General features: G+C 74.4%; 5 protein-coding genes. 3 read left to right on the top strand and 2 right to left on the bottom strand.

The features are described 5' to 3' along the window. Positions 1-21: 21 nt before the first annotated feature. Positions 22-8,328, bottom strand: a complete 8,307-nt coding sequence (locus AB0M80_RS25775) for a type I polyketide synthase (RefSeq protein WP_364569728.1) — start codon at positions 8,326-8,328, stop codon at positions 22-24. 212 nt (positions 8,329-8,540) lie between these two features. Here AB0M80_RS25775 and AB0M80_RS25770 point away from each other — a divergent pair, with 212 nt between their 5' ends. The 3 genes from AB0M80_RS25770 to AB0M80_RS25760 are packed head-to-tail and all read left to right on the top strand — an operon-like array spanning position 8,541 to position 11,675. Then, a complete protein-coding gene (locus tag AB0M80_RS25770; protein WP_364569725.1) occupies positions 8,541-9,947 on the top strand; it encodes a glycosyltransferase in 1,407 nt (468 codons plus the stop codon). Further along, a complete protein-coding gene (locus AB0M80_RS25765; protein WP_364569722.1) occupies positions 9,944-10,918 on the top strand; it encodes an ATP-binding cassette domain-containing protein in 975 nt (324 codons plus the stop codon). Before AB0M80_RS25770 ends, AB0M80_RS25765 begins: the two co-directional genes overlap by 4 nt. Further along, positions 10,908-11,675, top strand: a complete 768-nt coding sequence (locus tag AB0M80_RS25760; protein WP_364569719.1) for an ABC transporter permease — start codon at positions 10,908-10,910, stop codon at positions 11,673-11,675. The genes AB0M80_RS25765 and AB0M80_RS25760 overlap by 11 nt, the downstream gene beginning before the upstream one ends. Positions 11,676-11,789: 114 nt before the next feature. Here the strand turns inward: AB0M80_RS25760 and AB0M80_RS25755 are convergent, their stop codons facing one another. After that, positions 11,790-21,284, bottom strand: coding sequence for an SDR family NAD(P)-dependent oxidoreductase (locus AB0M80_RS25755; protein ID WP_364569716.1), 9,495 nt, complete (start codon positions 21,282-21,284; stop codon positions 11,790-11,792).

Here is a 21,284-nt window from a genome sequence, read left to right as displayed (position 1 = left end):
GCGCTCGTCCATCCTGCGTGCTCACGAGATCCCGAACTCCTTGCCGAGCAGGTCGAACATTTCGTCGTCCGAAGCCGCGAGGACGACTTCGCCGTCCGCGCGGTCCGGCCGCAGCCCGTCGAGCAGCCGGTGCAGCCGGCGGGCCACGTCGTCTCTGCGGGTGTCGTCGAGGGCACCGGCCGCCACGGCCCGTTCCAGGCCGGCCAGCTCGGTGTCCAGGGGGTCGGCCACGGGCCGGGCCGCCGGCACCAGCTCGGCCCGCAGGTACTCCGCGAGCGCGAGCGGGGTCGGGTGGTCGAAGACCAGGCCCTGCGGCAGGTTCAGCCCGGTGCGCCGGGCCAGGAGGTTGCGGAACTCGACCGCGCTCAGCGAGTCGAAGCCGAGCAGGCCGAACTTCGCCTCGGGCTCGATCGCGTCGCCGGACGCGTGCCCGAGGATCATCGCGGCCGCCGTCCGCACCGCCTTCGCCAGCGTGCTGACGCGCTCCGGCTCGGACATCCCGGCGAGCTGCCGGGCGAGCGGTTCCTCGGCGGTTTCCGGCGCGCGGTGGGCGGCCTCGATGGCCGTGCGGGCGCTGGGGATGCCGTCGAGCAGGTGCGTGGTCCGCATCAGGGCCATGCCGGGTGCGTACCGGGTCCAGTCGATATCGGCGACGGTCACCGAGGTGTCCCCCCGCCGCAACGCTTCCCCGAGGGCCAGCAGCGCCCGGCGCGGAGCGAGAGCGGCGGCGCCGCTGCGGCGCATGCGTTCCCGGATCGCCGGGTCGGCCGCCATGCCGACCTCGCCCCAGGCACCCCACGCGACCGACAACGCGGGCAGCCCGGCGGCGGCTCGCTGTTCGGCGAGGGCGTCGAGCACGGCGTTCGCGGCCGCGTAACTGCCCTGTCCGGGGCCGCCGACGGTGCCGGCGATCGAAGCGAACAGCACGAACATGCCGAGATCGAGCCCGGCGGTCAGTTCGTGCAGGTGCACCGCGGCCGCGGTTTTGGGCCGCAGCACGGTTTCGAGCCGGCCCGGGTCGACGGCGTCGACCACGCAGTCGTCGAGCACCCCGGCGGCGTGCACGACCCCGCGGAGGGGGAACTCGTCGGGCAGTCCGGCGATCAGCTCGGCCACGGCGTCCCGGTCGGCGACGTCGCACGCGGCGACGGTGACCCGGGCTCCGGCGGCGGTCAGCTCGTCGGCGAGCTGCCGGGCACCCGGAGCGTCGAGGCCGCGGCGGCTGGTGAGCACGATGTGCCCGGCGCCGGCGTCGGCGAGCCAGTGCGCGAGCTTCCCGCCCAGCGCGCCGGTGCCGCCGGTGACGAGCACGGTGCCGTCGGTGGGTACGGCTCCGGCGCGTTCGGTGGCCGGTCCGGCCGGGTCGGGCACGAGCCGCCGGACCAGCGCGCCGTTGGCGCGCAGCGCGATCTGGTCCTCTTCGCCCGCCGCCGCGAGGGTTCCCGGCAGCCGGGTCAGGGCGCGGGGTTCGAAGTCCGCCGGGACGTCGATCAACCCGCCCCAGCGGCCGGGGTACTCCATCGCCGCCACCCGGCCCAGGCCCCAGACGGCGGCCTGCGCGAGGCGGCCCGCCGCGTCACCCGGCCCGGCCCGCACAGCGCCGGTCGTCAGGCACCACAGGGGGGCGTCGACCCCGGCGTCACCGAGCGCCTGCACCAGTGCCGCGGTCGTGGCGAGGCCGCTCGGCACCGACGGCGTCCCGGGAGCCGGCGTCTCGTCCAGGGCCAGCAGGGACAGCACTCCCGCCGGGCTCGGGAACGTCTCGAGCAGGGCCGTGATCCGGTCGGCCAGCGCCGGGCGGTCCGGGCCGTCGACGACCAGCCGGACCGTGTCCGCGCCGAGCACGTCGACCAGCACCTCGACGCGCTCGTCGCCGTCCAGCGCGGCCGGGACCGCGATCAGCCAGTCCTCGCGACGCGGGGCGGCCGTGCCCGCCAGGGGTTGCCAGCCGACGCGGTAGCGCCAGCCGTCGGTCGTGGTCCGGTCGAGGTGTCCCCTGCGGTGCGCCGAAAGCGCGGGCAGGACCCGCGCCAGTTCCCCGGCGTCGGCCCCCAGCTCGGCCGCCAGCGCCGAGACGTCGGTGCCTTCGAGCGCGGCCCAGAAACCGTCGGCGGGCTCGGCGGGCACGGCGGCGGCGGGTTCCGGCCAGAACCGCTCGCCCTCGAACGGATAGGTCGGCAGCCGGAGCCCGCGCGCGTCGGCCCCGGCGAAGAACCGGTCCCAGGCGATCGGGAGGCCGTCGACGTGCAACCGGCCCAGCGCGGTGACGATCGTGGTTTCCTCGTCGCGGCCCGCCCGCAGCAGCGGCACGAAAGTGGCGTCGACGGTCTCGGCGGCCATGCCGGAGAGCACGGCGTCCGGGCCGACCTCGACGAACCGCGTGACCCCACGGGCGGCCAGGTCCGCGACGACGTCGCCGAAGCGGACGGTCCGGCGGACGTGGTCGACCCAGTACCCGGCGGTGGCGAACAGCTCGTGTTCGGGCTGCCCGGTGACCGCGGACAGCAGCGACCGCCGCGGCACCCGCAGGTCGAGCCCGGCGACCACCTTGGCGAAGTCCTCCAGCATCGGCTCCATCAACGGCGAGTGGAACGCGTGGCTGACGGTGAGCCGGCGGGCCTTCTCGAACCGCTCCGCCACGGCGAGCGTGGCCGCTTCGGCCCCGGCGATGACGACCGACTCGGGCCCGTTGACGGCGGCGAGCGCGACGTCCGGGCCGAGCAGCGGCTCGACGTCGGCGGCGCTGGCGCGCAGGGCCACCATCGCGCCGCCCTCGGGCAGCTCCTGCATCAACCGGGCACGGGCGCCGACGAGCGTGCACGCGTCGGCCAGCGACAGCACCCCGGCGGCGTGGGCGGCGGCGATTTCGCCGATCGAGTGCCCGGCGAGGTGATCGGCCCGGACGCCCCACGCGTCGAGCAGCCGCAGCAGCGCGACCTCGACGGCGAAGAGGGCGGGCTGGGCCCAGCCGGTGGTGTCGAGCGAGGCGGCGTCGTCCCCGAAGACGACGTCGCGCAGGTCGTCGCCGAACTCGGCACAAACCTCGTCGAAGGCGGCGCGGAACTCGGGGAACCGGTCGTACAGCCCGCGGCCCATGCCGAGCCGCTGCGAACCCTGGCCGGTGAACAGCAGCGCCGTGCCACCGTCACGGGCGGTGCCCTCGACGAGGTCGCCGGCGGCCAGCGCCGAGCGCAGCGTCTCCGGATCGGCTCCGACGACGACCGCGCGGTGCTCCAGCGCGGCCCGGCGGGTCGCCAGGGCCAGCCCGGTCGCGGCGAGGGACGTCGGTGCGGCATCCGCCAGGCGGGCGGCTTGGGCGCGCAGCGCGGTCCGGCTGCGGGCCGAGAGCACCCACGGCACCACGGCGGCCGGGGGTTCCGGGGCCGGCGCGGGACCTTCGGGAGCCTGTTCCAGCACGACGTGGGCGTTGGTCCCGCTGACGCCGAACGCGGACACCCCGGCGCGGCGCGGCCGGTCCACCTCGGGCCACGGGGTCGCTTCGGTGACCAGGTCGATCGACCCGGCCGTCCAGTCCACCTGGGACGAAGGCGCGTCGACGTGCAGCGTCGGCGGCACGACGCCGTGCCGCATCGCTTGCACCACCTTGATCACCCCGCCGACCCCGGCGGCGGCTTGGGTGTGGCCGATGTTGGACTTGAACGAACCCAGCAGCAACGGCGTCTCGCGGTCTTGGCCATAGGTGGCGAGCAGCGCCTGGGCTTCGATCGGGTCACCCAGCGTCGTGCCGGTGCCGTGCGCCTCGACGACGTCGACGTCCGCAGTGGACAGACCGGCGTCGGCCAGCGCGGCCCGGATCACCCGGCGCTGCGACGGGCCGTTGGGGGCGGTGATGCCGTTGGACGCGCCATCGGAGTTGACCGCGGAACCGCGCACGACGGCGAGGACCTCGTGGCCGCGGCGGCGGGCGTCGGACAGCCGTTCCACGACGAGCATCCCGGCGCCCTCGGCCCAGCCGGTGCCGTCGGCCGCGTCCGCGAACGCCTTGCAGCGCCCGTCCGGGGCGAGGCCGCCCTGCTGGCTGGTGCCGAGGAAGTAGTTGGGGCTGGACATCACGAGCACCCCGCCGACCAGCGCGAGCTCGCACTCCCCCGCCCGCAGCGCCTGCGCGGCCAGGTGCAGCGCCACCAGTGACGACGAGCACGCCGTGTCGACCGTCATCGACGGACCTTCGAGCCCGAGCACGTAGGACACCCGGCCGGACACCGCGCTGGCGGCGTTGCCGAGCCCGGCGTGCGCGCCGACGTCGGCGTCGCTGCCGGCGAGCACGCTCGCGTAGTCCTGGCCGTTGGTGCCGACGAACACCCCGGTCGGGGTGGCGCGCAGGCCGAGCGGGTCGATCCCGGCGTCTTCCAGGGCCTCCCACGCGGTTTCCAGAACCTGCCGCTGCTGCGGGTCCATCGCCAGGGCTTCCCGCGGGGAGATGCCGAAGAACGCGGCGTCGAAGCGGTCGATGCCGTCGAGGAAACCGCCGTAGGTGGTCGCGGACGCGCCCGCGGCGAGGGTCGCCAGGTCCCAGCCGCGATCGGCCGGGAACGGGCCGACGGCGTCGTGACCACCGGAGACCATGGTCCAGAGGTCGTCCGGCGAGCGGACCCCGCCCGGGTAGCGGCAGCTCATCCCGACGATCACCACGGGGTCGTCGGTGCGGGCCCGGCCGCGGCGGACCGGCCCGGTGCGCTCGTCTTCGCCGAAGAGCCCGGCCAGCAGCAGCCGGGCGACGGCGGCCGGGGTCGGGTGGTCGAACACGAGCGTGGCCGGCAGCTCGAGGGCGGTGGCCGCGGTGAGCCGGTTGCGCAGCTCGACCGAGAGCATGGAGTCGAACCCGAGGTCGGTGAACGGGTCGGCGGTACCGACCGCGCCGCTGTCGCCGTGACCGAGCACGGCGGCGACCGTGGTGCGCACGAGGTCTTCGGCCGCGCGGACGCGGTCGGCCTCGCCGAGCGCGGCCCAGCCCCCGGCCACCGGGCTCGCCGGGACGCGCACCGGCGTCACGGGTGTGACATGCGTGACGGCGCCGGGCGTGACGGCGCCGGCGAACTCGACCTCGCCGGCGAGCAGCACCGGCCGGTCCGCGGAGTCGAGCAGCGCGAGGCTGACCGTGGTGCCGCCGAGCGGGGCGACCCGCAGCCGGAGCGTGGACAGTCCCCGTGCGTGCAGCGAAACCCCGCGCCAGGCCACGGCGTCCGAGCCGCACGCCTGGAGGGCTTCGGCGAGCAGAAGCGGATGGAGGTCGAACGCGCCCGGGTCGCCGGTGAGCGTGACGTCGGTCAGGTACGCGCCTTCGGCCAGCACGGCGGGTGCCGGACCGGCGGCCGCCGCGAGGCTGCCGGTGGCGTGGTGCGTCCACTCGGGAGTCTCCTCGGAGGCGGGCGCGGAGTGGACGTCGACCGCACGACGACCGTCGGCGCCGGGCGGGCCGACCCGCACCTGCAGCGCGACGACGTCCTTCGGGGCCAGGGCGAGCGGCGTGGTGAGGGTGAGCTCGGCGATCTCCGGGCAGCCGAGGTTGCGGGCCGCGCGCAGGGCCAGTTCGAGGAATCCCGTGCCGGGGAAGGTGTCCCGGCCGGTCAGCCACGGCTGGGTGGCCGGGGACACCGTGCCGGTGAGCACGGTTTCGGTGGTCGCGGCGACGTCGAGGGCGGCGCCGAGCAGCGGGTGCCGCACCGGGGTGAGGCCGAGTCCGGCCGCGTCGCCGGTGCGCGGGGTGAGCGTCGGCCAGTACCGCTCGCGCTGAAAGGCGTAGGTCGGGAGGTCGACCGGGCGGGCGCCGGTGTGCACGGCCGCCCAGTCGACGGTGCCGCCCGCGACGTGCAGCGCGGCCAGCCCGGCGATCAGGGCGGTGGCTTCGTCCTGGTCGCGGCGGGCCAGGGGAATCGCCCCTTCGACGAGTCCGGAAAGGACGGCGGCCGGGCCCAGCTCGGCGAACCGCGTCACCCCGGCTTCGGTGAGCCGGCCGAGGGCGTCGCCGAAGCGGACGGTGTCGCGGACCTGCCGGACCCAGTACTCCGGATCGGTGACGTCGCCACCCGCGACGATCGGGATCTCCGGCTCGGCGAACGACAGTTCCGCGACCACGGACCGGAAGTCGTCGAGCATCGGGTCCATCAGGCGGGAGTGGAACGCGTGGGACACCTTGAGCCGCCGGGCCCCGGGGAACCGTGCGGCGACGGCGGTGACCGCGTCCTCGGGACCGGAGAGCACGACCGCATCCGGGCCGTTCACGGCGGCGAGGTCGACGTCTTCGGCGCGAACGTCCTCTTCGGACGCTCGGATCGCGATCATCGCGCCGCCTTCGGGCAGCGCGCCCATGAGCTGCGCGCGAGCCGCGACGAGCGCACAGGCGTCCTCCAGGGACAGCACTCCGGCGACGTGTGCCGCGGCGATCTCGCCGACCGAGTGCCCGGCCAGGAACGCCGGACGCACGCCCCACGACTCGAGAAGGCGGAAGAGCGCGACCTCGTAGGCGAACAGCGCGGGCTGCGCGTGCTCGGTCCGGTCGAGCCGGTCGTCGGTGGCCACTCCGCCCAGGCGTCCGGCGATTTCCCCGAACGCTTCGGCGAAGACGGGGTACACCGCGGCGAGCCGGGTCCCCATCCCGGCCCGCTGTGCGCCCTGCCCGGAGAAGAGGAACGCGGTCTCGCCGCGCGTGGCGGTCCCGGTGGTGACGTTCGCGGCGACACCCCGGTCGAGCCAGGCACGCAAGCCTTCGCGCAAGGTCGGGGTGCCGGGACCGGTGACCGCGAGGCGGTGGTCGAACGCCGTCCGGGTCACCGCGGTCGACCACGCGAGGTCGGCCGCGTCCGCGTCGTCGGTGGTGGCCGCCAGCAGCGCTTCCGCTTGGGCCCGCAGCGCGGGTGCGGAGCGCGCGGAGACGAACCACGACACCGGTCCGGTCGCCCGGGGGCCGCGGTCGGCCGGTTCCGGCTCGGGGGCCTGTTCGACGATCGTGTGGGCGTTGGTGCCGCTGACGCCGAAGGAGGACACGGCCGCGCGGCGCGGGCGGCCGGTCTCCGGCCACGGCTGCGCCGCGGTCACCGGCCGGACGGCCCCGGCGCTCCAGTCCACTTCGGACGAGAGCGGCTCGGCGTGGAGGGTGCGCGGCACCTCGCCGTGGCGGATGGCCAGCACGGCCTTGATGATCCCGGCGACCCCGGCCGCGGCCTGGGTGTGCCCGAAGTTCGACTTGACCGAGCCGATCAGCAGCTCGTGCTCGCGGTCCCGGCCGTAGGTGGCCAGCAGGGCCTGGGCTTCGATCGGGTCGCCGAGCCGGGTGCCGGTGCCGTGCGCCTCGACGACGTCGATGTCCGAAGTGGACAGATCAGAGGCGGCGAGCGCCTGCTGGATCACCCGTTTCTGCGACGGTCCGTTCGGGACGGTCAGGCCGCTGCTCGCGCCGTCGGAGTTGACGGCGGTTCCGCGGAGCACCGCGAGGACGGGGTGGCCGTGGCGCCGGGCGTCGGAAAGCCGTTCCAGGACCAGGATCCCGGCGCCTTCGGCCCAGCCGACGCCGTCCGCGCCGTCGGCGAACGCCTTGCAGCGCCCGTCCGGCGCGAGCCCGCCCTGCTTGCTGAACTCGGCGAACGCTTCGGGGGTCGCCATCACCGTGACACCACCGGCGAGCGCCAGCGTGCACTCGCCGGAGCGCAGTGCCTGGGTGGCCCAGTGCGCGGCGACCAACGAGGACGAACACGCCGTGTCGACGGTGGCCGACGGGCCTTCGAACCCGAAGGAGTAGGCGACCCGGCCGGAGAGGACGGCCGCGGTGGTGCCGGTGCCGGCGTGCCCTTCGACGGTCTCGCCGGACGCGGCGAGCAGCTTGCCGTAGCTCTGGCCGTTGGTGCCGACGAACACGCCGGTGCGGCTGCCGCGCAGGCTCGCGGGCACGATCCGGGCGCGCTCGAGGGCTTCCCAGGTGACTTCGAGCAGCAGCCGCTGCTGCGGGTCCATGGCGAGGGCCTCGCGCGGGGAGACGCGGAAGAACCCGGCGTCGAACCGGTCCGGTGCCTCGACGAACCCGCCGCGCCACGCGTCGACGTCGCCCAGGCTGATCGTGCTGCGGTCCACCCCGGCCAGCAACGCCGACCAGCCGCGGTCGGCCGGCAGCGGGCCGATCGCGTCGGTGCCCGCCGCGAGCAGGTCCCACAGCTGCCCGGGCGTCTCGACCCCGCCGGGGAAGCGGCAGCCGATGCCGACGATCGCGATCGGCTCCGCGGCGGCGTCCTCCATCTCACGCACGCGCCGGCGCGACCGGTGCAGGTCGGCGGTGACGCGCTTGAGGTAGTCACGCAGCTGGCTCTCGCTAGCCATCCTGGCCTCTCGGTGTCGTCCGGTCGGGACTCGCGGCACCGCGGTCCGGGTTCCGCATCGCGTGAGTCAACCGCGTCCGGCGCCCGCAAACCCTTAGTCTTCGCCCCGGCCGGCCGCCCGGTGACCGCCGGCGGAATGTAGGTGATTCCCGGAAACGCCGTTGTTACGGTCGCGGCGGCCGTGTGCTCCCGTCCGAGGAAAGGTGTTTCCCCATGAGCCGACAACGGCGTCCGATCCTGTTCGTCAGCTCACCGGACAGCGGGCTGGTCAACTCCCTGCTGGTGCTGGCGGCGGAGCTGTCCCGGCGTGGAGTACCGGATCTCTGGTTCGCCACCTTCGACAACCGCCGCGCCGAGGTCGAGGCGATCGGCGCCGACGGCACCGGCAGCCGCGTGCGGTTCCGGTCGCTCGGCGCGCCGATCCCCGAGCTGTCCTCGGGCTCGTGGGACGACGAGACCTACCGCGCGGTCACGCAGGAGTCCCGCTGGAAAGCGCACAAGGCGCTGATGCGGCACACCTTCGACACGCGCTTCCGCGACCCGTCCTACCGCGCGCTCGCCGAGATCGTGCGCGAGGTCGAGCCGGCCGCGATGGTGATCGATTCGCTGCTGCACGCCGGCTTCGAGCTGGCCGTGACCCAGCGGATCCCGCACGTGGTGAGCGTGCCGTTCTCGGTGAGCAACCACCTGACGAAGCTGCCCAAGGGCTTCCCCGTCCCCCACTCCGGCCTGCCGCTGGAGATGACGGCCCAGCAGCGCCGGGCGAACGCGCTGTTCGGGTTCCGCCGCAAGACGCTGTACCTCACCGATTCCCTGCTGCGCAAGCGAGTCGTCGAATATGTCAAGTCCAACAAGGAGCTCGGCGTCTCGCGGCTGGCCGCGAAGTACACGTCGCGGATCGACGAAGCGGCGCTGGTGCTCGTCTACTCACTCGCCGAGCTGGAGTACCCGGTCGACATCCCCGGGCACTTCCGGATGCTCGGCGCGATCGTGCCGCCGCTGCCCGAGCTGCCGGACGAGCAGGACGTCAAGGGCTGGCTCGACCGGCACGAATCGGTCGTCTACATCGGCTTCGGCACGGTGGTGCGGATGAGCGAGGCCGAGATCGAGGGCCTGGTCGAGGTCGCGCGGCGGCTGGAGGGCCGGCACGCGGTGCTCTGGCGGCTGCCGGCCCAGTCGTGGCACCTGCTGCCGCCGGCCGACCGGCTGCCGTCGAACCTGCGGGCCGAGAAGTGGCTTCCATCGCAGCTGGACGTCCTCGCCCACCCGCACGTGCGCGCGCACTTCACCCACGGCGGCGGCAACGGCTACATCGAGAGCCTGTACTTCGGCAAGCCCCTGCTGCTGCGCCCGTTGTTCGTCGACGGCCACGACCAGGCGGTGCGCGCCCGCGACACCGGGGTCGGCCTGGTCGTCGAGTCCTCGCACGGCATCGACGCCGACGACGTCACCGCGAAGCTGACCGAGGTGCTCGAGAACCCGTCCTTCACCACCCGGGCGCGGGAAATGGCCCGGCTGCAGCACGAGCCGGGCCGCGGCCGGGAGGGCGCGGCCGACGCGCTGCTCGCGCTGGTCGCCGACGAGAAGGCCGGGTCCGAGCCGGCCCGGTCGGCCCGGTGATCGAGGCCGCGGGCCTGGCCCGCACCTTCGTCGCCGACGGCCGCGAGGTCGCCGCGGTCCGCGGGGTCGACCTGCGGGTCGAAGCCGGGGAGATCGTGGCGTTCCTCGGCCCGAACGGCGCCGGCAAGACCACGACCATGCGGATGCTCACGACCCTGCTGCGGCCGACTTCCGGGCAGGCCCGGATCGCGGGCGCCGACCTGCTGACCGAGCAGGGGCGGGTGCGCCGGCACCTCGGCTACGTCGCCCAGGGCGGCGGCACGCTCGACGAGCGCAAGGTCCGCGAGGAACTCATGCTGCAGGCCCGGCTGTACGGGCTGAACAAGACCGACGCCGCCGAGCGCGTCCGGGAGGTTTCGGGTCAGCTGGGTCTCGGCGGCCTGGAGGACCGCCTGACGGCGTCGCTGTCCGGCGGGCAGCGGCGGCGGCTCGACCTGGCCCTGGGCATGGTGCACCTGCCGGTGGTGCTGTTCCTCGACGAGCCGACCACCGGGCTGGACCCGCAGAGCCGGGCCCACCTGTGGAGCCACATCCGGCGCCTGCGCGACGAGCAGGGGGTCACGGTGTTCCTGTCCACCCATTACCTCGACGAGGCGGACGCGCTGGCCGACCGGATCCAGGTCATCGACGACGGCGTGATCGTCGCCGAGGACACCCCGGAGGCGCTGAAGTCCCGCCTGCTCGGCGACGGCGTCGAGGTGACGGTGCCGCCCGAGCGTGCGGACCACGCGGAACTGCTGGTGGCCGGGCTGCCGGGGGTGCGCGGCCTGCGCCGCGAGGAAGAGACGCTGCGGTTCCAGGTCGCGCACAGCGAAGAGGTGCTGTCGCCGCTGGTGCGGGCCCTCGATCAGCAGGACATCCCGCTGGTGGCGCTGCGCGTGCGCCGCCCGACCCTCGACGACGTGTTCTTCACCCTGACCGGCCGGGGCCTGCGCGAGCAGCAGACCGAAGGAGTGACCGATGCTGCGTGAAGCGATCCTGGTCTACCGGGCCGAGCTGGCGGTGACGCTGCGGAACAAGCCGTACCTGGTGCTGGGCATGATCCAGCCGGTGCTGTACCTGGTGCTGTGCGGGCCGCTGCTGGCGGTGCTGGTCAGCAAGACGCCGGGCGTGCCGGCCCAGACGTCCTGGGTGGACCTGACCCCGGCGCTGATCATCCAGATCGCGGCGACCAACGGTGTCTACTGTGGATTCGTCCTGCTGGCGGGCATCCGCGCGGGCGCGGTCGACCGGCTGCGGGTGACCCCGGTGAGCCGGACGGCGCTGAGCCTCGGCCAGGCGCTGCCGTCGGTGACGTTGTCGCTGGTGCAGGGCGTGATCATCCTGCTGCTGGCGAGCCTGGTGTTCGGCGTCGCGCTGAGCGTGGTGGGGGTGGCGCTGGTCCTGGTGATCACGGCACTGACGGCGTTGACGATCGCCTGCTGCGCGGACGCGATCGTGCTGAAGCTGCGCAAGGAGGACACGTTCACGTCGATCGTGAACATCGTGATCCTGCCGCTGACGCTGCTGTCGGGGATCCTGCTGCCGATCACGCCGGACCGGGCGCCGATGTGGCTGTACGTGCTGTCGCGGTTCAACCCGCTGGCCTACGTGGTGGACATCAGCCGGGCGAGCTTCCGCGAGACGCTGCCGCTGGTACCGACGCTGCTGGGGGCGGCGGTGATCATCACGTTGACCGGGCTGGCGGTGCGCTGGAACTCGCGGACATTCCAGGCCGTCGCCGCCTGACCTCTCTCACCGACCGGGCCGGGGACCTCTCCCCGGCCCGGTTTTCCGTGCCCAAAGCCGTGAATGCCACCTTGCGGGACCAAGTGTCCCTGAAGATGGCATTCACGGCTTCGGTCAGTCGGTGCCCAGCTCCGAGTCGATCAGCCGGAACAGCTCACCGTCGCTCGCGGTGTCCAGGGACTCGAGGAAGTCGCTGTCGCCGCCGAGGCGGTCCAGCAACGAGCGCAAGCGGGTGGTCACGAAGCCGACCGTCTCGGGGGTCAGGGCCGGGTCCGCCACCAGCTGCTCGAAGCGGCCCAGCTCGTCCAGCACCCGCGACGACGGATCCCCCGGCTCCGGGCTCAAGAGCGAGAGCAGGTGCGCGCTCAGCACCCGCGGATTCGGGTGGTCGAACAGGACCGTCGCCGGCAGGGGCAGGCCCGTCGCGTAACCCAGGCGGTTGCGCAGCTCCACCACCGTCAGGGAGTCGAAGCCGATCTCCGTGAAGCCCGTGTCCGGGTCGATCGCCGCCGGGGAGCCGTGGCCCAGGACGCTCGCCGCCAGTTCGCGGACCAGGTTCAGCAGCTCGCGGCTCTGTGCGTCGGGCGCCAGTTCGCCCAGCTGCGGGACGAACGAGCGGACGCCGTCGGCGTCGATGCGGGCCGTGCGGCGGGTCTTCGGGACCAGGTCGCCCAGCACCGGCGGGACGATGTGCCCGCGCAGCACCGCCAGGTTCAGCCCCACCGGGACCACCATGGCGGCCGGGGAACCGAGCGCCGTGTCGAACAGCGCCAAGCCCTCTTCCGGGGTGAACCGGCGCATGCCGGACTTCGCCAGCCGCTGCGCGTCGACGTCGGCGAGCGTGCCCGCCATGCCGTCCTCCTGCGCCCACGGGCCCCACGCCAGCGACACCGCCGGCAAGCCCTCCGCACGCCTCGAAGCCGCCAGGGCGTCCAGGAACGAGTTCGCCGCCGCGTAGTTGCCCTGGCCGACGCCGCCGAGCAGGCCGCTCGCCGACGAGTACAGGACGAACGCGGTCAGGTCGAGATCGCGGGTCAGTTCGTGCAGGTGCCAGGCGCCGTCCACCTTCGGGCGCAGCACCTTCTTCAGCCGCGCTCGCGTCAGCGACCCCACGACGCCGTCGTCGAGGACGCCGGCCGCGTGCACGACCGCCGTCAGCGGGTGGCCTTCGGGGACGGCCGAAAGCAGGTCGGCGACGTCCTCGCGGTCGGCGGTGTCGCACGCCGCGACGCGCACGTCCGCGCCCAGGCCCTTCAGCTCGTTCACCAGCTCGGCGGCGCCCGCGGAGCCGAGGCCCCGGCGGCCGGCCAGCAGCAGGTGCCGGACGCCGTGGTGGGTCACGAGGTGGCGGGCCAGCAACCGGCCCAGCCCGCCCGTGCCGCCGGTGACGAGCACCGTGCCGGACGGGTGCCCGAAGCCGGGTTCCGGCCGGTCCGCCGCGGGCGCCCGGACCAGCCGGGCGCGGTGCGGGACGCCGTCGAGCACCGAGATCTGCGGTTCGCCGGACGCCAGTGCGGCATCGACCGCCTCGGAGGCGTCGACCAGCACGAACCGGCCCGGGTTCTCCGACTGCGCCGCCCGGACGAGGCCCTGCACCGCCGCGGCCGCGGGGCCGACGCCGGTGCGGAACACCACCTGGACGTCGTCGACGGCCAGGAAGAACTGCAGCTGGTCCAGCACCAGCGCGGTCGCGCGGTGGGTCGCGGCGACCGGGTCTCCGCTCGTGTCCACCGGGACGACGGCCACGGCGCCGTCCTTCGCCGCGGCCACCAGGCCGGCCAGGTCGTCCGCGTCCTCCCCCAGCACGACGAGCCGCCGGCCCGTCGGCGTGACCTCCGGCAGCGGCGTCCACTCGAGGTGGAACAGCGAGTCGTGCCCCTGCTGCCGCGGAGTGGGGGTTTCCCCGAACGCCACGGCTTCCGCGGACGCGACCGGCGCACCGGCGGAGTCGGTCAGGACGAGGGTGATCGTGTCGCCGGTCCGGCGGAGGTGGACCCGCGCGGCCGCCGCGCCACCGGCGTGGAGCGCGAACCGCGTCCAGCCCGTCGCCGGGCGGAGCGGGGCGTCCAGCAGCGTCACGGCCTGCAAGGCCGCGTCCAGCAGTGCCGGGTGCAGCCCGAACGCGGCGGCGTCGTCCTGCCGCGACGCGGGCAGCGCCACCTCCGCGAAGACGTCGTCGCCCGACCGCCACGCCGACCGCAGGCCGCGGAACGCCGCACCGACCTCGGGGTGATCCTCGTAGAAGCCGTCGAGGACCAGCTCCCCCGCGGACGGCGGCCAGGCCGGGTCGACCGCCGGTTCCGGGGTGCCGGGGGCGAGCCGGCCGGCCGCGGTCCGCGTCCACACCTGCTCACCGGCGCCTTCGGGCCGGGTCCAGACGGTCAGTTCCCGTGTCCCCGCGGCCCCTTCCGGCCCGACGACGACCTGCGCGTGCACCCCGCCGACCGGCGGCAGCGTGAGCGGGACCTCGACGGTCAGTTCCTCGATGAGGTCGCAGCCGACCTCGTCGCCGGCGCGCACGGCCAGCTCGACGAACCCGGCTTCCGGGAACACGATCACGCCGTCCACGGTGTGGTCGGCCAGCCACGGCTGCAGCTGCGGCGACAGCGCGCCGGTGAACAGGAACCCGCCGGACTCCGGCAGCGCGACCCCGGCGCCGAGCAACGGGTGCCCCGCGGAGTGCAGGCCGGACAGGCGCAGGTCGCCGCCCGCGCCGTGGAAGCCTTCGGGCCAGTAGCGGTCCGGGCTGAACGGGTACGTCGGCAGCGCGACCGGGCGGCCGCCGCCGAAGAACTTCGCCCAGTCGAAGGAGACGCGCGCGTGGTGGAGGCGGGTGAGCGCGGTGACCAGCGACCGGGGTTCGTCCTCGGCCCGCACGGCCGCGACGGCCTCGCCGGCGGTCAGGCTTTCGGCCGCCATCGCGGCGGCGACCCCGTCCGGGCCGACGTCGAGGAACGTCGTCACGCCCGCTTCGGCCAAAATCGTGACGGCGTCGGCGAAGCGCACGGCTTCCCGCGCCTGCCGCACCCAGTACTCCGGCGAGCTGAAGTCGGCGGGGCCGGCGACGGTCGAGACGATCGGGATCGACGGCGCCGCCAGGTCCAGCCCGGCCACGACCCGGCCGAACTCCTCGAGCGCGGGTTCGATGAGCGGCGAATGGAAGGCGTGCGAGACGGCGAGCCGTTTCGTCTTGGCGAAATGCTCCCCCACCGCGAGCACGGCGGCTTCGGTGCCGGAGACGACGATCGACCGTGGGCCGTTGACGGCGGCGATCACGACGTCGTCGCCGAGCAGCGGGAGGACTTCTTCCTCGCTCGCCACCACCGACAGCATCGCGCCGCCCGGCGGCAGCGCCTGCATGAGCCGCCCGCGCGCGGCGACCAAACGGCACGCGCCGGCCAGGCTGAACACCCCGGCGACGTGCGCGGCCGCGATCTCGCCGACCGAGTGCCCGGCCAGCTGATCGGCGGTGACGCCCCACGACTCCAGGAGCCGGAACAGCGCGACTTCGAACGCGAAGATCGCCGCCTGCGCGTACTGGGTCCGGTTGAGCAGTTCGGCGTCGTCGCCGTGCATGACCTCGAGCAGCGGACGGTCGAGTTCGACGTCGAGGTGGGCGAGGACGGCGTCGAGCGCGTCGGCGAACACCGGGTGGGTGGCGGCCAGCTCGCGGCCCATGCCGAGGCGCTGGCTGCCCTGTCCGGCGAACAGGACGGCGAGCTTGCCCTCCGGTCCGGCGAGGGTCGGCCCGTCGAGTCCGCGCAGCCCGGCCAGGAGCTCGTCCCGATCGGTGGCGACCACCGCGGCGCGGTGGTCGAAGGGCGTGCGGGTCGTGGCCAGCGCCGCCGCGAGGTCGGTGAGATCCGGCTCGGTAGCGAGGAAGTCCGCGAGCTGCGCGGCCTGGGCAGCGAGCCGCTCCGGGGTGCGAGCGGAAAGGACCACCGGCACCGGGCCCCGCACCGCGGCGGGAGTCACTTCCCTGTCCTCGGCCTGTTCCAGGATCACGTGCGCGTTGGTGCCGCTGACCCCGAACGACGACACCGCGCCGCGCCGCGGACGGCCGGTTTCGGGCCATGAGCGTTGCTCGGTAAGCAGCGAGATCGACCCCGACGTCCAGTCCACTTGGGACGTCGGTTCGTCGAGGTGCAGGGTCTTCGGCAGCACGCCGTGGCGGATCGCTTCGACCATCTTGATCACGCCCGCGACGCCCGCGGCCGACTGCGCGTGCCCGAGGTTCGACTTGATCGACCCCAGCAGCAGCGGCTCCGATCGGTCCCGGCCGTAGGTGGCCAGCAGTGCCTGGGCTTCGATCGGGTCGCCGAGAGAGGTGCCGGTGCCGTGCGCTTCGACGGCGTCGACGTCCGAAGTGGACAGTCCCGCGTTGGCGAGAGCCTGCCGGATCACGCGTTGCTGCGAGGGGCCGTTGGGGGCGGTGAGGCCGTTGGACGCGCCGTCGGAGTTGACGGCGGTGCCGCGCAGCACCGCAAGCGGCGTGTGGCCGTTGCGGCGCGCGTCGGACAGCCGCTCCAGCAGGAGCAGGCCGGTGCCCTCGGCCCAGCCGGTGCCGCCCGCGGTCTCGGCGAACGACCGGCAGCGGCCGTCCGGGGCGAGGCCGCCCTGGTAGCTGAACTCGACGAACGCGCTGGGCGTGGCCATCACGGTGACCCCGCCCGCGACGGCCAGAGAGCACTCGCCCGACGCCAGGGCGCGCGCGGCCAGGTGCAGCGCGACCAGCGAAGACGAGCACGCGGTGTCGACGGTGACCGACGGGCCTTCCAGCCCGAACAGGTAGGAGATCCGGCCGGACAGGACGCTGGTGGCGGCGCCGGTGAGCAGGTGCCCGGCCAGTTCCGGGGGCGGCGAGTAGCCGTTGCCGGAGCCGCCGACGTAGACGCCGGTGGTGCTGCCCCGCAGCCCTTCGGGATCGACGCCGGCGCGTTCGAACAGCTCCCACGCCACCTCCAGGAGCTGGCGCTGCTGCGGGTCCATCGCGAGGGCCTCGCGCGGGGAGATGCCGAAGAAGCCGGCGTCGAAGTTCGCGACGCCGTCCACGAAGCCGCCTTCGTGGACGTAGGACGCGCCGTCGCGGAGGCCGAGCAGGTCCCAGCCGCGGTCGCCGGGAAACTCCGTGATCGCGTCGGTGCCGTCGGCGACCAGCCGCCACAGGTCCTCGGGCGAGCGGACGCCACCCGGGTAGCGGCAGCTCATGCCGACCACGACGATCGGGTCGCCGTCCACCACCCCGGCGGCGGCGGGCGCGGCCACCTGGTCGTCGTCGCCGAGCAGTTCGGCGGCGAGCAGACGCGCGACGGCGTCCGGGCGCGGGTGGTCGAAGACCAGCGTGGACGGCAACGTCAGGCCGGTGGCGGCGTTGATCCGGTTGCGCAGTTCGACCGAGGTCAGCGAGTCGAAGCCCAGCTCCTTGAACGGGCGGCGGGGTTCGACCGCGGCCGCGCCCGCGTAGCCGAGGAGGCCGGCGACCTGCTCGCGGACCAGGTTCAGCAGCAGGCTTTCCCGCTCCCGCGAGCCGGCTTCGCGCAGGCGGGCCAGCAGGGCCGAGGTCGAGGTGACGTCGGCCCCGGGCGCCACGTCGAGCGCGCGGACCTCGGGCAGCTCGTCGAGCAGGGTGCCGTCGCGACGCGAGGTCAGGGCCGGGACGAACCGGTCCCACTGCACGTCGGCGAGCACGACGGCGGTGTCGTCGTGGGCGACGGCCTGGCCGAGTGCGAGCAGCGCCTGCTCGACCGGCAGCGGTGGAAGGCCGCGGGCCCGCAGGAACCCGGCGGTTTCCGCGTCCTCGGCGACGCCGGTGTCCGCCCAGGCGCTCCACGCCACGGCGGTGGCGGTCCGGCCGCGGTCGCGGCGGTGCCGGGCGAGCGCTTCGAGGCCGGTGTCGACGGCAGCGCGGTCACGCTGGCCTTCGGCCCCCCACACCGCGCTCACCGAGGTGAACAGCACGAACGCTTCGAGGTCGGTGTCGGCGAGGACGTCGTCGAGCAGGACGGCAGTGGCCCACGCGTCGGGGTCGCCGGTCATCCCGGCGGTGTGCAGCACGGCGGTCAGCGGCCGGTCCTCGGGCACGTCGGCCAGGCCGGTCACGACGTGCGCGCCGGACTCGGCGACCCATTCGGCAACGCGAGCGCCGAAGCCTTCCTCGGCGCCGGTGACCAGCACCGTGCCGTGCGGGCGCCACGGTTCGGCGGCACCGGCCGCGGCGTGCACGAGCCGGCGGCCGAAAAGGCCGGACGCGCGCACGGCGACCTGGTCCTCCGGGCCGCCGACGGCGGCGGCGAAGCGGGCGGCGGCGCGCTCGTCGAGGGTTTCGGGCAGGTCGATCAGGCCGCCCCAGGCCCGCGGGTACTCCAGGGCCAGGACGCGGCCGGCACCCCAGAGCGCGGCGCGGGCGGGGTCGGCGGGTGGGTCGGAGCGGCCGACGGACACCGCGCCGCGGGTGACGGCCCACAGCGGCCGCACCGGGTCGGCCTCCGCCAAGACTTCGACCAGCGCGGCGGTCGTGCTGAACGTCGTTCCGTCCAGCTCCAGGAACGAGACGACGCCCGCGTACTCGCCGCCGAATCCCGCACGCAGGACCTCGACGGGGTCGGCATCCGTGGCCACCACGAGCCGATCGGCGTCGAGGGGGATGTCCAGGCCCTCGGGCACCAGCGCGAGCCAGCGGCCGGCCGCGGAAGTACCGGTGGGCAGGGGCTTCCACGTGACGCGGTACCGCCAACCGTCCACAACGGACTGCTCGCCGCGGCGGCGGCGCCACGACGACAGCGCGGGCAGGACCCGGGTGAGGGCGTCCTCTTCGACGTCGAGGGTGCTGCTGAGCGCGGTGAAGTCGGCGTCGTCGACCGCGGCCCAGAACTCGGCTTCCGCCGGGTCCACGGTGTTCGCCGGAGCGGGCTCGGGCCAGTAGTTCTCGTGCTGGAAGGCGTACGTCGGCAGCGGGACGACCTTCGCGCCCTCGGCGAGGAAGCTCCCCCAGTCGGGGCTGACGCCGCGGACGTGGGCCTTCGCGACCGCCGTCAGGAACCGGTCGAGGCCGCCGTCGGTGCGGCGCAGCGTCCCGGTGACGACCGCGCGGGCGCCGGCGTCCTCGGCGATCTCCTGCAGCGGCACGTTGAGCACCGGGTGCGAGCTGATCTCCAGGAACGCCTGGTACTGCAGCGAGAGCAGCTCCCGGATGGCTTCTTCGAACCGGACGCGCTGCCGCAGGTTGCGGTACCAGTAGCCGGCGTCCAGCCGGGTCGTGTCGAGCCAGTCGCCGTCCACGGTGGAGAAGAACGGGATGTCCGACTGCCGCGGCTCCAGCCCGGCCAGCGCGGTCGCCAGCTCGTCTTCGATCAGCTCGACGTGCGCGGAGTGCGAGGCGTAGTCGACGTCGATGCGGCGGGCGCGCAGGCCCGCCTCGGCCAGCTCGGCCAGGAGCTCCTCCCCCGCCGCCGGGTCGCCGGCGACGACGACGGACGACGGGCTGTTGGCCACCGCGACCGACAGCCGGCCCTCGAACCGGGCGAGCCGGGCTTCGACGTCGGCGGCGGGCACCGACACCGACAGCATGATCCCCGCGCCGGCCAGCCGGCGGGCGATGGCCTGGCTGCGCAGGGCGACGACGCGGGCGGCGTCGGCGAGGTCGAGCGCACCGGACACGCAGGCCGCGGCGATCTCGCCCTGGGAGTGCCCGACGACGGCGTCCGGGGTGATCCCGTGGGCCTGCCACAGCGCGGCGAGCGCGACCATCACGGCGAAGGACGCGGGCTGCACGACGTCGACGCGATCGAACCCGGGTGCGCCTTCGACGCCACGCAGGACGTCGGTCAGCGACCAGCCGACGTGCGCGGACAGCGCGGCTTCGCACTCGGCGATGCGGGCGGCGAACACCGGCGACTCGTCGAGCAGCCGGGCGCCCATGCCCGCCCACTGCGCGCCCTGGCCGGGGAAGACGAACACGACCCGGCCGTCGATGTCGGCGACGCCGGTGGTGACCGCCGGGCCCGGGGTGCCGGCGGCCAGCGCGGCGAGGCCGTCGCGCGGGTCCTCGGCGACGATGACGGCGCGGTGTTCGAGCGCGGCTCGCGATTTCGCCAGGGACCACGCCAAGTCCGCCGCGGAGGTGTCGTGGGAGTCGAGGTGGTCGCGCAGGCGGGCGGCCTGGGCGGCGAGCGCGGCCTCGGTGCGCCCGGCCACGGCGAACGCGCGGACACCGGGTCGCGCTTCGGTGGCCGGTTGCTCGACCGGTTCGGGCTGTTCGAGGATGACGTGGGCGTTGGTGCCACTGATGCCGAACGACGACACGGCCGAGCGCCGCAGACGCCCGGTCTCGGGCCACGGCCGGTTCTCGGTGACGACCTCGACGGCGCCCGCGGCCCAGTCCACGTGGGACGACGGCTCGTCGAAGTGCGCCGACTTCGGCACGACGCCGTGGCGCATGGCGTGGACCATCTTGATCACACCGGCGACGCCCGCGGCGGCCTGGGTGTGCCCGATGTTGGACTTCACCGATCCCAGCAGCAGCGGCGTTTCCCGGCCCCGGCCGTACGTCGCCAGGAGGCTCTGCGCCTCGATCGGGTCGCCCAGCGGGGTGCCGGTGCCGTGCCCCTCGACGACGTCCACATCGGACACGGTGAGCCCGGCGCCGGTGAGCGCCTGACGGATCACCCGCTGCTGCGAGGGACCGTTCGGCGCGGTGAGACCGTTGGACGCGCCGTCCTGGTTGACCGCCGAACCACGCAGCACGGCGAGGACCTCGTGCCCGTGGCGACGCGCGTCCGAGAGCCGTTCCAGCAGGACGAGACCGATTCCTTCGGCCCAGCCCACGCCGTCGGCGGACTCGGCGTAGGACTTGCACCGCCCGTCCCGCGCGAGCCCGCCCTGGGCCGAAAAGTCCACGAAGGACCCGGGCGTGGCCATGATCGTGACGCCGCCGGCGATCGCCAGCTCGCAGTCCCCCGCCCGCAGCGCCTGGGCCGCCCAGTGCATCGCCACCAGCGACGACGAGCACGCCGTGTCGATCGTGACGGCCGGGCCTTCGAGGCCGAGGGTGTAGGAGACGCGCCCGGACAGCACGCTGCCCGCGGTGCCGACGCCGAGGAAGCCGAGGGCCTCCTCGGGGAACTGCGCGCCCTGGCCGTAATCGTGGTACATCACCCCGGCGAACACACCCGTCTTGCTGCCGCGCAGCGAAAGCGGGTCGAGGCCGGCGCGTTCGATCACTTCCCAGGAGACCTCGAGGAGGTGGCGCTGCTGCGGGTCCATGGCCAGCGCTTCGCGCGGGGAGATGCCGAAGAGGCCAGGATCGAACCGGCCCGCACGGTCGAGAAAACCGCCTTCACGAACGTACGAACGTCCTCTTTCATCACCGAACAGACCTCCCAGGTCCCAGCCCCGGTCTTCGGGGAATCCACCGATGCCGTCGCCGCCGTCGAGCACGAGGTCCCACAGCCCTTCGGGCGAAGTGACCCCGCCCGGGTAGCGGCAGGCCATCGAGACGATCGCCACGGGTTCCGGTTCCGCCGTTTCGAGCTCTTCGACGCGCTTGCGCGTCTTGGCCAGGTCGGCGGTGACCCACTTCAGGTACTCGACGAGCTTCTTGTCCTCGGTCAT

Source organism: Amycolatopsis sp. NPDC051045 (assembly GCF_040682955.1).
In the GTDB taxonomy this organism is placed as follows: domain Bacteria; phylum Actinomycetota; class Actinomycetes; order Mycobacteriales; family Pseudonocardiaceae; genus Amycolatopsis.
The sequence above is the reverse complement of the archived record's forward strand: the minus strand, read 5'-3'. Positions and strand labels throughout refer to the sequence as shown.